This window comes from Pseudomonas sp. CBC3, from assembly GCF_037967085.1.
Lineage (GTDB): Bacteria > Pseudomonadota > Gammaproteobacteria > Pseudomonadales > Pseudomonadaceae > Stutzerimonas.
The window spans coordinates 1,479,788-1,494,256 of record NZ_JBANEO010000001.1 but is presented as its reverse complement, the minus strand read 5'-3'; the positions used below and the strand labels follow the sequence as shown (position 1 = coordinate 1,494,256).

The 14,469-nt window shown below is 65.2% G+C and carries 14 protein-coding genes; all 14 read left to right on the top strand.

Going from position 1 to position 14,469, the window contains the following annotated elements:
* Positions 1-33: 33 nt before the first annotated feature.
* The 14 genes from V6943_RS06870 (at position 34) to V6943_RS06805 (ending at position 14,437) form a co-directional block, all read left to right on the top strand.
* On the top strand, positions 34-612 hold the full coding sequence (locus V6943_RS06870) for a COG4648 family protein (protein ID WP_340552978.1): 579 nt from the start codon (positions 34-36) through the stop codon (positions 610-612).
* The gene (locus V6943_RS06865) at positions 609-2,288 is read left to right on the top strand and encodes an AMP-binding protein (RefSeq protein WP_340552977.1); all 1,680 of its coding nucleotides are present in this window, start codon (positions 609-611) and stop codon (positions 2,286-2,288) included. The genes V6943_RS06870 and V6943_RS06865 overlap by 4 nt, the downstream gene beginning before the upstream one ends.
* The gene (locus V6943_RS06860; protein WP_445324114.1) at positions 2,285-3,085 is read left to right on the top strand and encodes a glycosyltransferase family 2 protein; all 801 of its coding nucleotides are present in this window, start codon (positions 2,285-2,287) and stop codon (positions 3,083-3,085) included. The genes V6943_RS06865 and V6943_RS06860 overlap by 4 nt, the downstream gene beginning before the upstream one ends.
* Positions 3,082-4,029 carry an LpxL/LpxP family acyltransferase gene (locus V6943_RS06855; RefSeq protein WP_340552976.1) on the top strand — a complete coding sequence of 316 codons (948 nt, stop codon included), beginning with the start codon at positions 3,082-3,084 and terminating at the stop codon, positions 4,027-4,029. The genes V6943_RS06860 and V6943_RS06855 overlap by 4 nt, the downstream gene beginning before the upstream one ends.
* On the top strand, positions 4,010-5,554 hold the full coding sequence (locus V6943_RS06850; protein WP_340552975.1) for an HAL/PAL/TAL family ammonia-lyase: 1,545 nt from the start codon (positions 4,010-4,012) through the stop codon (positions 5,552-5,554). The genes V6943_RS06855 and V6943_RS06850 overlap by 20 nt, the downstream gene beginning before the upstream one ends.
* Positions 5,547-5,972 (top strand): acyl-CoA thioesterase, encoded by a 426-nt coding sequence (locus tag V6943_RS06845; protein WP_340552974.1) that lies wholly within the window; start codon positions 5,547-5,549, stop codon positions 5,970-5,972. Before V6943_RS06850 ends, V6943_RS06845 begins: the two co-directional genes overlap by 8 nt.
* Entirely contained in the window at positions 5,972-6,589 is a 618-nt protein-coding gene (locus V6943_RS06840; protein ID WP_340552973.1) for an outer membrane lipoprotein carrier protein LolA, read from the top strand. Before V6943_RS06845 ends, V6943_RS06840 begins: the two co-directional genes overlap by 1 nt.
* Positions 6,573-8,912, top strand: coding sequence for an MMPL family transporter (locus tag V6943_RS06835; protein WP_340552972.1), 2,340 nt, complete (start codon positions 6,573-6,575; stop codon positions 8,910-8,912). The genes V6943_RS06840 and V6943_RS06835 overlap by 17 nt, the downstream gene beginning before the upstream one ends.
* A gap of 152 nt (positions 8,913-9,064) precedes the next feature.
* Positions 9,065-10,309, top strand: a complete 1,245-nt coding sequence (locus tag V6943_RS06830) for an NAD(P)/FAD-dependent oxidoreductase (protein ID WP_340552971.1) — start codon at positions 9,065-9,067, stop codon at positions 10,307-10,309.
* A gap of 10 nt (positions 10,310-10,319) precedes the next feature.
* Complete coding sequence (locus tag V6943_RS06825; RefSeq protein WP_340552970.1) at positions 10,320-10,853, top strand: DUF3261 domain-containing protein; 534 nt, start codon at positions 10,320-10,322, stop codon at positions 10,851-10,853.
* A complete protein-coding gene (locus V6943_RS06820) occupies positions 10,850-12,037 on the top strand; it encodes a beta-ketoacyl-[acyl-carrier-protein] synthase family protein (protein ID WP_340552969.1) in 1,188 nt (395 codons plus the stop codon). Before V6943_RS06825 ends, V6943_RS06820 begins: the two co-directional genes overlap by 4 nt.
* On the top strand, positions 12,034-12,486 hold the full coding sequence (locus V6943_RS06815) for a hotdog family protein (protein ID WP_340552968.1): 453 nt from the start codon (positions 12,034-12,036) through the stop codon (positions 12,484-12,486). The genes V6943_RS06820 and V6943_RS06815 overlap by 4 nt, the downstream gene beginning before the upstream one ends.
* On the top strand, positions 12,483-13,211 hold the full coding sequence (fabG, locus tag V6943_RS06810) for a 3-oxoacyl-ACP reductase FabG (RefSeq protein WP_340552967.1): 729 nt from the start codon (positions 12,483-12,485) through the stop codon (positions 13,209-13,211). The genes V6943_RS06815 and fabG overlap by 4 nt, the downstream gene beginning before the upstream one ends.
* A complete protein-coding gene (locus tag V6943_RS06805) occupies positions 13,211-14,437 on the top strand; it encodes a beta-ketoacyl-ACP synthase (protein WP_131651798.1) in 1,227 nt (408 codons plus the stop codon). Before fabG ends, V6943_RS06805 begins: the two co-directional genes overlap by 1 nt.
* The last annotated feature ends 32 nt before the right edge of the window (positions 14,438-14,469 follow it).

The following is a 14,469-nucleotide window of genomic DNA, read 5'->3' as shown; positions in this document are numbered from 1 at the left end:
AATGCGTCCTCACGCGCAAACGGACAGCATGCGATGCAAGTACCCGCTCGAACAGGCAAGGCGAACGCCAGCCGGCTGATTGGTCTAGGCCTGCTGCTGGCCGGCCTCGCCTATCCGTTTGCGGTGTATCTGGGCCTGGAGCACCTGTCGCCACGGCTGTTCGTCTTGCTGCTTGGCGCGTTGTGGCTGGCACGGCTGCTCGGCGGCAAACAGACACCACTGAGCCGCACCGTGGCGGCCGTGGCCTTGCTGTTCTGCCTGCTGCTCGGCGCCGCGGACGCCTCTGCGCTGCTGCCTTGGTATCCGGTGCTAATCAGCCTCGCGCTGCTCGGCCTGTTTGCCGGCAGTCTGTGTTCCGGCATGCCGATCATCGAGCGCCTGGCGCGACTGAGCGAGCCCGAACTGCCTCCGGCTGCGGTGCGCTATACGCGGAAGGTGACCTGGGTCTGGGTGGGCTTTTTTATCGTCAACGCCGGCATCGCCAGCGGCCTCGCGCTCTGGGCGCCGTTGAGCTGGTGGACGTTGTACACCGGGCTGATCGCCTATCTGCTGATGGGCTTGCTGTTTGCCGGTGAGTGGCTGGTACGCCAGCGAGTCAGGAAACGTATATGAACTGGATTTCATTGGAGCATCTGCTCGAGCAGGCGCCCAAGTCGCGTCAGGTTACCCTGGAGCCGACCCTCGACCACGCCGAACTGCGCCAGCAGGCACTACGCCTGGCTGCCGGCCTGCGCAACCGCGGCGTCGCTCGGCTCGCGGTTCATCTGGAAGATGCCGGCGAGCTAGCTATCGCCTTGCTCGGCGCCTGGCGAGCCGGCGTGACGGTATTGCTGCCGGCGGATCTGCAGCCCGCGAGCCGCTCGCGCCTGGCGCATCAGGCCGATCTCTGGCTGACGGATCAGGACGGCGACGCCCGGATTTCCGACCTTCTGGCCGAGCCGCTCGAAGGGGCGAAGCTGGACTTGGACCAGTGCCGCCTGTTGCTCTGCACGTCCGGCTCCAGTGGCAAGCCGAAACTGATCGACAAGCGCCTGCGCCAGCTGGCGAACGAAGTGCAAGCGCTCGAAGCACATTGGGGTAGCGAGCTGGGCGATGCCTGCGTGATCGCCAGCGTCGCCGCGCAACACATCTATGGATTGCTGTTCCGCGTGCTCTGGCCACTGTGTGCCGGTCGCCTCTTTCTGCGCCGTGCCCTGCCATTTGCCGAAGACATCCAACTGGCCAGCCGTCAGCACGCCAGCTTCTGCTGGGTCGCCAGCCCGGCGCTGCTCAAGCGAATGGGCGACAACCTCGATTGGGCAGCCCTGCGCGGCGTGCGGCGGATATTTTCCTCGGGTGGCCCGCTCGATGCCGATGCCGGGCAGCGGCTGCAACAGCGCCTGGGCCAGACGCCAACGGAAATCTACGGCAGCTCGGAAACCGGTGGCATCGCCTGGCGCCAGGGCGGCACGCTGTGGCAGCCGTTCGCCGCCGTGCGGCTGACTCAAAACGACGACGGCGCGCTGCAGATCGCCTCACCTTTCCTGCCGCCCGGCCATGTCGAACAAACCGCCGATGCGGCGCGTATCGAGGCCGATGGCCGCTTCGAACTGCTCGGCCGGCTGGATCGCATCGTCAAGCTCGAAGAAAAACGCATCTCCCTGCCCATGCTGGAAGCGGCACTGGCCACACACCCTTTCGTCAGCGAAGCACGCCTCGGCGTCATCACCGACAACCGGGCCTACCTCGGAGCGCTGGTTGCCCTCAGCGATGCCGGCCTGCATGCGCTGCGCAACGGCGGTCGGCGCGCCCTGACCGAGACCTTGCGCAAACACCTGGCGAGCCACTGCGAGACGCTGGCCCTGCCACGCCGCTGGCGGCTGGTTCGGCAACTGCCCTGTAACGCCCAAGGCAAACTGCCGCAGGCGCAACTCGATGCCGTGTTGCAGGCACCGCGCCCGATGCTGCCCGAGCGAATCAGCGCGAACCAGGACGATGACCAATGGCAGCTGAAGCTCGGCGTGCCGCTGGATCTCGCGCATTTCACCGGCCATTTTCCACAGACGCCCGTGCTGCCCGGCGTGGTCCAGATCGACTGGGCCATCAGCCTCGCCCGCGAATTGATTGAAGACCTGCCACCACGTTTTCAAGGCATGGAAGTGCTCAAGTTCCAGCAGCTCGCCCGGCCCGGCGATCAGCTGCATCTGTCCCTTCGCTTCGACCGCGAGCGCAGCAAGCTGCATTTCGCTTACCGCAACGGCGACGCGCCCTGCTCGTCCGGCCGCATCCTGCTGGGAGAATACTCGTGACCACGCTCACCCCAATCGCATCCGGCGACGATCGGCAACTGCAGCTGGCGATCGATGAAGACTGGTTCAAACCCTGCGCGGTGGTGCCGGTGTACAACCACGAGCGCAGTCTGCCCGCGGTGGTCCGGGCGCTGCTCGCCGAAGAGCTGCCGTGCGTGATCGTCGACGATGCCTCCAGCCCTGCTGCTGCAAAGATCATCGATGAGCTGGCGCAACATCCGTCGGTGCATCTGCTGCGGCACGGCCACAACCAGGGCAAGGGTGCGGCGGTGTCCTCCGGGCTGCACGAGGCCTCCCGCCTGGGCTTCAGCCATGCGCTGCAGGTCGACGCCGACGGCCAGCATGACCTCGGCCGTGTGGCGCTGTTTCTCGACCGCGCCAGCCAGGCGCCGGATGCGTTGATTTGCGGCTATCCGGAGTACGACTCCAGCGTGCCGAAAGGCCGACTGTATGCGCGCTACCTGACCCACGTCTGGGTGTGGATCAACACGCTGTCGCTGTCGATCCGCGACTCCATGTGCGGTTTTCGCGTCTACCCGCTGGAGCCGACCCTGACGCTGCTCAACGCCACACCACTGGGCAAACGCATGGATTTCGATACCGAGATCCTGGTGCGCCTGCATTGGCGTGAGCAGCCGATGGTCTGGCTACCAACCCATGTCCACTACCCGGCCGATGGGGTATCGCACTTCCGCCTGTGGCGCGACAACCTGCTGATTTCCTCGATGCACGCCCGACTGTTCGGCGGCATGCTGTTGCGTGCGCCCGCATTGCTATGGCGTCGGTGGCGCGGATGACCGACAAGGCCGTCGCCGACTCGCACTGGGCCGCGCATCGCGAGCGCGGCAGCTTCGTCTTGATGAAGCTCACCGCTCAGGCCGTGCGCCTGCTCGGCCGACGCGCCATGGCGCCGCTGTTGTACCTGATCGTGCTGTACTTCTACCTATTCGGTGGCCGCGCGCGGCAAAGCGCCTGGACCTATCAGCGCAACCTCGCCAACTGGAGCGGCCGCCACGATCTGGCCCCCAGCCGGCGCTCCGTCTATCGCCAGTTCATAGCGTTCGCCGATGCCCTGTTGGACAAGCTCGACGCCTGGGGGGGGCGCCTCGATCTCGGCAGTCTCGTGCTGCACGACCGGACGGATCTGGAAGCCAAGCTCGAGGCGCCACGCGGCCAACTGCTGGTCGGCTCGCACCTGGGCAATCTGGAAATCTGCCGCGCGCTGGCCGAAATGGGCCGCAAGGTGAAGATGAACGTGCTGGTGCACACTCGCCACGCCGAACGCTTCAACCGGCTGCTGGATGAATCCGGCGCGAATAATCTGCGCCTGATTCAGGTCAGCGAGCTGGACCCGGCCATCATGATGGAGCTGTCCCGGCGGCTGGATGCGGGTGAATGGCTGGCGATTGCTGGCGACCGCGTGCCGCTGCATGGCGCGCGTATCGCAAGCGCAGACTTTCTCGGCCAGCCGGCGAATTTTCCGCAGGGTCCGTGGCTACTGGCCGGGTTGCTGCAGTGCCCGGTAAATCTGCTGTTCTGCCTGAAACACGGCGAGCAATTCCATGTCCATCTGGAGCCCTTCGCCGAACGCATCCAATGGCGCCGCGGCGAGCGCGATGCGGTGGTGCAGCAGTGGGTGCAACGCTACGCCGACCGACTGGCGGCGCACTGCCTGGACGCTCCCCTGCAATGGTTCAATTTCTATCCTTTCTGGAACAACCATGAACAACGCTGCAGCTGAGCCGGTGATCTTCGGCGAAAACCACCTGAGCATCGAGGATGTGCTGGCCGTGGCCGAGCGCCGCGCCCCGGTGCAGTTGCAGGCCGACTCCGCGTTTCGCCAGCACATCGCCCGTGGCGCGCAGTTTCTCGACACCCTGCTCGACCGCGAAGGCGTGATCTACGGCGTGACCACCGGTTATGGCGATTCCTGCGTGGTGGCGGTGCCGCTGCATCAGGTCGAGGCGCTGCCGCAGCACCTGTTCACCTTCCACGGCTGCGGCCTGGGCAAGCTGCTCGACGCCGAAGCGACCCGAGCCGTTCTAGCCGCACGCCTGCGTTCGCTGACCCACGGCATGTCCGGCGTGCGCATCGAGCTGCTCGAGCGCATGCAGGCCTTTCTCGAACACGACATCCTCCCGCTGATTCCCGAGGAAGGCTCGGTCGGTGCTAGTGGCGATCTGACGCCGCTTTCCTATGTTGCCGCCGCCCTGGCCGGCGAGCGCGAGGTGATGTACCAGGGCCAGCGCCGCAGCGCCGCCGAAGTGCATCGCCAGCTGGGCTGGACGCCGCTGACCCTTCGCCCCAAGGAAGCCCTGGCGTTGATGAACGGCACCGCCGTGATGACCGGCCTGGCCTGCCTGGCCTATGCCCGCGCCGATTACCTGCTCAAGCTAGCCACGCGCATCACCGCGCTCAACGTAGTGGCGCTGGAAGGCAACCCGGAGCATTTCGACGAGCGCCTGTTCGCCGCCAAGCCGCATCCCGGCCAGACCCAAGTCGCCGCCTGGATTCGCCAGGACCTGGCGATCGACGCGCCAACCGCGCCGCTGCATCGTTTGCAGGACCGCTACTCCATCCGCTGCGCACCCCATGTCCTCGGCGTGCTGGCCGACAGCCTGGGTCTGCTGCGCCAGTTCATCGAGACCGAACTGAACAGCGCCAACGACAACCCCATCATCGATGCGGAAAACGAACGCGTGCTGCACGGCGGGCACTTCTATGGCGGCCATATCGCCTTCGCCATGGACAGCCTGAAGAACCTGGTGGGCAACGTCGCTGACCTGCTCGACCGCCAGCTCGCGCTGCTGGTCGATACCCGCTACAACCACGGCCTGCCGAGCAATCTGTCCGGCGCGCCGATGGCCACCGCGATGATCAACCACGGTTTCAAGGCGGTGCAGATCGGCGCCAGCGCTTGGACCGCCGAAGCCCTGAAAAACACCATGCCGGCCAGCGTGTTCTCGCGCTCCACCGAATGCCACAACCAGGACAAGGTCAGCATGGGCACTATCGCCGCCCGCGACGCGCTGCGCAGCCTGGAGCTGGCCGAGCAAGTGGCAGCGGCCACACTGATCGCGGCCAACCAGGGCGTCTGGCTGCGCCAGCGCGATGCCCAGGCACGTCCGTTGCCCGCACCGCTGCGCGACATGCATGCCGAACTGGGCGAAGACTTTCCGCCGCTGATCGAAGACCGTGCGCTGGAAGGCGAGCTGCGCCTGTGTCTGCAACGTATCCGTCAACGACATTGGAGGCTGTATGCGTAAGACCGGCGTGCTGCAGGCCGAAGCCGAGATCCTGGTGCCCTTCTTCGACGTCGACTCGATGGACGTGGTCTGGCACGGTCACTACATCAAATACTTCGAGGTGGCCCGCTGCGCGCTGCTCGAACGCATCGGCCACAACTACACCCAGATGCGCGATGCCGGCTACGCCTGGCCTGTGATCGACGTGCAGCTGCGCTACATGCGCGGCGCACGTTTCAACCAGCGCATCATCGTGCGCGCCGACCTGATCGAATGGGAGAACCGTCTGAAGATCAACTACCTGATCACCGACGCCGAGACTGGCGAGCGCATGACCCGCGGCAGCAGCGTGCAGGTGGCGGTGGAAATGGCCAGCCGCGAGATGCTGCTGGCCTCGCCGAAGGCCTTTGTCGAAGCCGTAGAGCGGGCGTTATCGTGATGCCAACGATCAACCTGATCGCACGGTGGGCCCTGCTGACCCTGAGCCTGCTGTTCGCGAACGCAGCGCATGCCCAAGCCTTCGATCTCACGCAACTGGGCCAGCAATTGAGCGGGCCTGAGGTCATTCGCGGCACCTTCACTCAGGAAAAGTACCTGCGCGCGCTGCCTCAGCCGATCGTCAGCTTGGGTAGCTTCGTACTGGCTCGCGATCACGGTCTGCTCTGGTTCCTGCAGCAGCCGGTGCAGCAGGACTACCGCATCAGTGAAAAAGGCATCGCCCGGCGCGATCCAAGCGGCTGGCAACCGACTGACCGGCAAGGCCCAGCCGCACGGCAGAACGACCTGTTCCTGGCTGTGCTGCAAGGCGACACCGAAGCCCTGCAGGGCGATTTCGAGCTGGAGCTGAGCGGCACCGCGCAGGCCTGGACGCTGACGCTGACACCGCGCTCGAAGCTGCTCGGGCAGATATTCACCGCCATCCTCATCAGCGGCGGCGCCACGGTTGAGCGCATCGAACTCCTCGAAACCCAGGGCGACAGCACCGTGTTGTTATTGACCGACAACCAGATCGACGATCAGTTGAGCCCCATCGAACTTCATGACTTCGCCAACTGACAAAGCGCTCAGGCTTCCGACCTGGCTATCGTTCCTGTTTTTCGTTGCGCTGCTCGGGCTGGTGGGGCTGACGACATGGCAATGGCGCAACGGCTCTCCGATCAGTGCCGATCTGCTGCAGTTGTTGCCCAGCGGTGCGCCCGGCGAGCTTGATCAACTCGCCGAGCGACGGATGCAGGAGCCGTTGAACCGCGATCTGATGTTGCTGGTTCATCATGCAGACGAAGACACAACCCACGCGCTGGGCAACGAAATCACCGACACCCTTCGCGCCAGCGGCCTGTTCACCCAGATTCGTCGCTCGGTGCAAGCCGACCTGCCCGCGGTGCGTCAACAACTGCTCGATCATCGTCTGGCACTACTCGGCCCAGCGAGTCGCGAGGCGCTGATCGCCTCGCCGGAAGACTTCATTCAGCAACGCCTTCAGCGCCTGTACAGTCCGTTCGAAAGCACCAGCCTGGTGCCCGTCGAACAGGACTGGTTCGGTTTCGCCGATCTAGCTCAGCGACAGCTGCCGCATCCGGGCAATGTTCATCCCCGCCTGGACGGTTTGCTGGTCGCGGAGCATGGCGGGCAGCACTGGGCGGTGATCCATGCGCAAGCCCAGGGCGATGCCTTCGACGATCAACTGCCGGTTCTGGTGGACGATCAGGTTCGCGCGGCCCGTAGCCGGGTGGAAGCCAGCCACGGCGAGCTGCTGGCCGCCGGTGGGCTGCTGTACGCCGCCCACGGACAGCGCCAGGCCCGTGAAGAAGCGACGCTGATCGGCAGCATCTCGTTGGTCGCCACACTTGCCTTGCTGCATCTGCTTTTCCGCACGCCTCGTGTCTTGCTGGTTGCGCTGCCGGTGGCGGTCGGAGCCCTCAGCGGTGCCGCCGCCTGCGTGGCGCTATTCGGCCAGATCCATGTGTTGACACTGGTGCTCGGCGCCAGCCTGGTTGGGGTCAGTATCGACTTTCCGCTGCATTACCTGTCCAAGAGCTGGACCCTGCAGCCCTGGCACGCCCATCGAGCGCTGCGCCTGACGCTTCCAGGCTTGGCGCTGGCCCTGGCAACCAACGTTATCGGCTATCTGGCAATGTCGTTTACGCCGTTTCCAGCGTTGAGCCAGGTGGCGGTGTTTTCCGCAGCGGGACTGCTCGGCGCCTTCTTCTGTGCCACCTGCCTGTTACCCTCGTTGCTGAATGCGCCGCTACAGCCCTGGGCCGCCCCGCTGGGCTGGGCCGAGCGCTGGATGGGGTTACGCGGCGCCCTGCTCCGCCGCGTTCCAACGCTTTGGTTGCTGGGCGCGTTCATCCTGTTCTGCATCGCCGGGATCAGCCAGGTGTCCTTCAAGGATGACCTGCGCCAGTGGATCAGCCGTGCACCCGCGCTACAGCAGCAGACCGAACGCATCGGCGAGATCACCGGATTCGAGCCGACCAGCCAATACTTCCTGGTCCGCGCGGCCAACCCCGACGAGCTACTGGCGCGTCAGGATGAACTCGCCACCCGTCTCGATGCTCTGGTCGCCGAAGACGAACTGCATGGCTATCTGGCGCTGAGCCAGCTGGTCGCGCCCACCACCGCACAGGAAAGCCTGCATTCAGCGCTGCCACGCTTGCTGGAAGTCAGCCAGCCCCTGCTGGAACTCGGCGTGACCCAGGACATGCTCGAACAGGAACTCGCCGCCCTGCTGGCGCTGCCGGTTGCCAGTCTCGATCAGGTGCTGGCGGGGCCGCTCGCCGAACCCTGGCGACCGTTATGGCTGGGCGCCCGAGGCGACGGTTCGGTGGCGGGCTTGGTCAGCCTGCAAGGGCTTCGTGACAGCGCGGCGCTTCACGGCTTGGGCGACGGCATCGGCGGGGTGAAACTCATCGACCGGCCCGCCGAACTGAACCGCCTGTTTGCCGAGACCCAAGCTCAGGCGGCGCTGCTCAAGCTGCTGGCGGCGGGGCTGATTTTCGCCCTGCTGTGCCTGCCGTTCGGTTGGCGCGGCGCATCGCGCTGCCTGGCCGTACCGCTGCTGGCAGCGATGGGCAGCCTGGCTTGCCTGGGCTGGCTCGGCCAACCGCTGACCCTGTTCGGCCTGTTCGGGCTGTTGTTGGTCACAGCGATCGGCGTCGACTACGCCATCCTGATGCGCGAACGCATCGGTGGAGCCGCGGTGAGCCTGGTTGGCACCCTGCTGACGGCCGTCACCACCTGGCTATCGTTCGGGCTGCTAGCCTTATCGAGCACGCCGGCGGTCAGCAATTTCGGGCTGGCGGTGGGGCTCGGGCTGGTATTCGCCTTCGCGTTGGCGCCCTGGGCCGCCGAATCTGACAGAGAAGCCGCATGCTGAGCTGTCGTCATTGCGCGCATTGGCGTTGCCTCCTCGAACTGCGGCGACATCCATCGTGAGCTGCGCATCGCCTCGATCCGGCGCTGAGCATTTTCCGCGGTTGCCTTACGGCGGCCATCCTTCCAACCGAGTCGATCAAGGACCGGATCTTCATGAATGCAGAACAACGTAGCGTCGTCGTCATTGGTGCGGGACCGTCCGGTGCCATCGCTGCCGCGCTGCTCAAGCGCAAGGGCCATGATGTGCTGATCATCGAGCGGCAGCGCTTTCCGCGTTTCTCCATCGGCGAGAGCCTGCTGTCGCACTGCCTGGATTTCGTCGAGGAAGCCGGGATGCTCGAAGCGGTCCAGGCCGCCGGCTTCCAGACCAAACATGGTGCGGCGTTCGGTTGGGGCGAGCGCTACAGCGAGTTCGATTTCCGCGACAAATTCACCGCGGGTCATGGCAGCACCTATCAGGTCCTGCGCGCCGACTTCGACAAGCTGCTGGCCGACCAGGCCGGGTTGCAGGGCGTCGAGATCCGCTATGAAGAGGAAATCATCGCGGCGGACTTCGCCAACCCGCACCCGCGTCTGCAGGTGCGCCGCCTGGATGGCAGCGAATACGCCGTCGAAGCGGCGTTCGTGCTCGACGCCAGCGGCTACGGTCGCGTCCTGCCGCGTCTGCTCGATCTGGAGGCGCCGTCGAACTTTCCGCTGCGTCGTGCCGTGTTCACGCATATCCAGGACAACATCGACGACCCGCAATTCGACCGTGACAAGATCCTCATCACCACCCATCCCGAGCTGCGCGACGTCTGGTACTGGACCATTCCTTTCAGCAACGGGCGCTGCTCGCTAGGCGTGGTTGCCAGTGCCGAGCGCTACGAAGGCCGCCCGCTGGATCTGGACGCCTGCCTCAAGGAATTCGTGCTGGAGGCGCCCAACCTCAAGCGCATCCTCAAGCATGCCGAATGGGATACCCCGGCGCGCCTGATCGGCGGCTACTCGGCCAACGTCAAGACGCTGCACGGTCCGGGTTTCGCCCTGCTGGGCAATGCGGCGGAATTCCTCGATCCGGTGTTCTCCTCCGGCGTCACCATCGCCATGCGCTCGGCGAGCATGGCGGCAGCGGTGCTGCATCGTCAGTTGTCAGGCGAAACGGTGGACTGGGAAGCGCAGTTCGCGGTGCCGCTCAAGCGCGGCGTGAACACCTTCCGCACCTATGTCGAGGGTTGGTACGACGGCAGCTTCCAGGACGTGATCTATTACGAGCACGCCCAGCCGGAGATTCGCCGGATGATCAGCTCGATCCTCGCCGGCTATGCCTGGGACGAAAAGAACCCCTACGTCGCCGAGCCCAAACGCCGTCTGCGAGTGCTGGCCGAGCTGTGCGCCGCACCTGTGACGAGTGCTTGAGTCTTCTTGCATGACTGCACTGAACCGTCACGCACGCTGCCTGTTCTGGCTGTCGTTGGCACTGCTGCTCGGCGCCTGCGCCCAACGCGCACCGCTGCCGACTCAGATACCACGGCTCGATTTGCCGCTGCAGCTGCAAATCGAGCGCCGGAGCCAGGACGACGTGCGTACCTGGCTGCTGGTGATCCAGCAGGAAGGCGCTGCCTTGCGCTGGTCGCTGCTCGATCCACTGGGCGTTCCGCTGGCGCGCCAGCTGTTGATCAATGGCCAATGGCGGGCGGATGGCCTGCTCCCGCCCAATGCCGAGGCGCGCGAGCTGTTCGCCGCCCTGCTGTTCGCCTTGACGCCTGCCGATCAACTGGACGACCTGTACTCCGATACGTCTTGGAGCCAGCAGCAGGACGGGCGATCACTGGCAAGCGATACGCCGTCGGCGTGGCACGTCCGGTATCGGGAGAACGATCGCTTCGATCTCGACGTAGGGTCGGCGCTGACCTATGGTGTCGCCCTCATCGCGACAGCCACCGGAGCTCGCCAGAAATGACCGCCTACCTGAACGCCCTCGGCGTGATCTGCGCGCTGGGCCACGGCAAAGCCGAAGTGACCCGACGGTTGCTGGCGGGTGACGGCTCGGCCATGCAGCCGTATCCGCAGCCGGTCGCCGGTCGGCAGGTTCCGGTCGGCGCCGTCACCTGCACGCTGCCTTCGCTCGCTGATTTCCCGCAGCGCCACGCAACGCGTAACAACCAGATGCTGCTGGCCGCTGTCGAGCAGATCGAAGCCGAGCTGCATGAAGCCATAGCCCGCTTCGGTCCTGCGCGTATCGGCGTGGTCATGGGCACCAGCACCACCGGTATCCAGGAAGCCAGCCTGGGCATCGCCGGGCTGGCCCGCGACGGCCACCTTCCGGCCAGCTACCACTACGCCCATCAGGAGCTTTGCGCCCCGGCGAGCTTTCTCAGCGAGCGGCTGCAGCTCAGCGGCCCGAGTTACGCCATCTCCACCGCCTGCACCTCCAGCGCACGCGCGCTGCTCAGCGCCAAGCGCCTGCTGGACGCAGGAATCTGCGATGCGGTGATCTGCGGTGGCGTGGATACCCTTTGCGACCTCACACTGCAGGGCTTCAGCGCACTGGAGGCGGTCAGCAAGCGTGTCTGCAATCCGTTTTCCGCCAACCGCGACGGGATCAATATCGGCGAGGCGGCGGCGGTATTTCTGATGACGCGCGAGCCAGCTCCTATCGCCCTGCTCGGCGGCGGCGCCAGCTCCGACGCGCATCACATCTCCGCGCCCGATCCGCAAGGGCTAGGCGCCATCGAGGCCATGCGTCAGGCACTTGCCAGCGCATCGGTCGCGGCAGAACAGATCAGCTATCTCAACCTGCACGGCACCGCCACCCGTCACAACGACGCCATGGAAAGCCTGGCGGTTGCCACGGTATTTCCGGGCGGCGTGGCCTGCTCCTCGAGCAAGCCGCTCACCGGCCACACCCTGGGCGCCGCCGGGGCGTTGGAAGCCGCGCTCTGCTGGCTGGCGCTGTCCGACTGCAATCGCACACGCCTGCTGCCACCGCATCGCTGGGATAACGAGGAGGATGCCGACTTGCCGCGTCTGAATCTGGTCACCGACGGTACGACCATGGCTGCAGCGGGCCGACGAGCGATGATGAGCAACTCCTTCGCCTTCGGCGGCAACAACATCAGCCTGATCCTCGGAGACGCGTCATGATCGACTGGCCAATCGCCGAATTGCTGCCCCACGCCGGCAACATGATTCTGCTCGACGCGGTTGAGGCCTTCGACGCGGAAAGCCTGGAGGCCAGCCTGCAAGTGAAGCCCACCGGGCTGCTCAATCTGCCCGACGGCAATCTGCCGGCCTGGGTCGGCGTGGAAATCATGGCGCAGGCCGTCGCCGCGTTCGCCGGCTGTCAGTCACGCCTGGCCGGGCTGCCGGTCGAGCTGGGTTTCCTCCTCGGCACCCGCAACTATCAATGCAATGTCGAGCACTTCCCGGCCGGCGCCACGCTGCGCATCCGTGCGCTGCGCTCGCTGCAGGATGACAACGGCATGGGCGTGTTCGAATGCCATCTCGACGGATCCGACATCCATGCCGAGGCGCGTCTCAACGTGTTCCGCCCGCCCAAGGTGGCGAGCTATCTTCAAGAGCCCACTCCATGAGCAAAACCATTCTCGTCACCGGCTCCAGCCGCGGTATCGGCCGGGCCATTGCCCTGCGCCTAGCCCAAAGCGGCCACGACATCGTTCTACATTGCCGCGCCAGGCGTGACGAGGCCGAAGCCGTGCAAGCCCAGATTCAGGCCATGGGCCGCCAGGCGCGCATTCTGCAATTCGACGTTGCCGACCGCGCGCAATGCCGTGCGCAGCTGGAGGCCGATATCGAAGCGCATAACGCCTACTACGGGGTGGTCTGCAACGCCGGTCTGACCCGCGACGGCGCCTTCCCGGCGCTGAGCGAAGACGATTGGGATCAGGTGTTACGTACCAATCTGGACGGCTTTTTCAACGTGCTGCAGCCGCTGACGATGCCAATGATTCGCCGCCGCCAGCCCGGCCGGATCGTGTGCATCACGTCCGTCTCTGGCCTGATCGGCAATCGAGGCCAGGTCAATTACAGTGCCTCCAAGGCCGGGGTGATCGGCGCGGCCAAGGCGCTGGCGGTGGAACTGGGCAAACGCCGGATCACCGTCAACTGCGTCGCGCCAGGACTGATCGACACCGACATGCTCGACGAACACCTGCCCATCGAGGAGATGCTCAAGATGATCCCCGCCCAGCGCATGGGAACGCCCGAGGAGGTCGCCGGAGCGGTGAACTTCCTGATGTCGGATGAGGCCGGCTACATCACTCGCCAGGTATTGGCCGTGAACGGCGGGCTGTGCTGATGAAACGCGTCGTCGTCACCGGCATGGCCGGCATCACTTCGCTGGGCAACGACTGGTCTTCCATCGAAGCCAACTTCCATGCTAACCGCAGCGGCATCCGGCGTATGGACGAGTGGGATCGCTTCAGCGAGTTGAATACCCGCTTGGCCGGCCCGGTGGATGATTTCGTGGTGCCCTCGCACTGGACGCGCAAGCAGCTGCGCAGCATGGGCCGCGTCTCAAGGTTGTCGGTAAAAGCCGCCGAGCAGGCCCTGCAGCAAGCGGGGCTGCTCGACGATCAGAGCATTCGTGACGGGCGCATGGGCGTCGCCTGTGGCTCGTCCACCGGCAGCACCGAAGAAATCAAGGCCTTCGGCAACATGCTGCTCAATTCGGTCGCCGATGGCCTCAACGCCAACTCCTACATCCGCATGATGCCGCACACCACAGCGGCCAACATCAGCATCTTTTTCGGCCTGACCGGCAGGGTGATCCCCACGTCCAGCGCCTGCACCAGCGGCAGCCAAGGCATCGGTTACGCCTATGAAGCGATCAAGTACGGGCGCCTGCCGCTGATGCTGGCCGGCGGTGCCGAGGAGCTCTGCGCCACCGAGGCCATGGTGTTCGACGCGCTTTACGCGACCAGCCTGAAGAACGATGCGCCGCAGACCACGCCCCGCCCCTACGACAGCGGCCGCGACGGTCTGGTGATCGGCGAAGGCGCCGGCATGCTGGTGCTCGAGGAACTGGAACATGCCCTCGCCCGCGGCGCTACCATTTATGCCGAGCTGGTCGGTTTCGGCAGCAATGCCGATGGCCAGCACGCGACGAAACCCGAGCAGGTGACCATGCGCCGGGCCATGGAGCTGGCGCTAGAAGATGCGGGTTTGCAAGCCGAGGCGATCGGCTACGTCAACGGCCACGGCACCGCTACCGAGCAGGGCGACATTGCCGAAACCCACGCGACTCAGGCGCTGTTCGGTTCGCGTATGCCCATCAGTTCGCAGAAGAGTTTTTTCGGGCACACGCTGGGCGCTTGCGGGGCTCTGGAATCCTGGTTCAGCATCGAAATGATGAACCGCGACCGCTATATACACACGCTCAATCTCGACGAGATCGATCCGCGCTGTGGCGAGCTGGACTATATCGTCGGCTCGCCGCGGACCATGCAGCACGAGTACGTCATGAACAACAATTTCGCCTTCGGCGGCATCAATACCTCATTGATCTTCCGCCGCTGGGCCTGATCGCCGTTCCCCTCACACCCCCAATGCAAGGA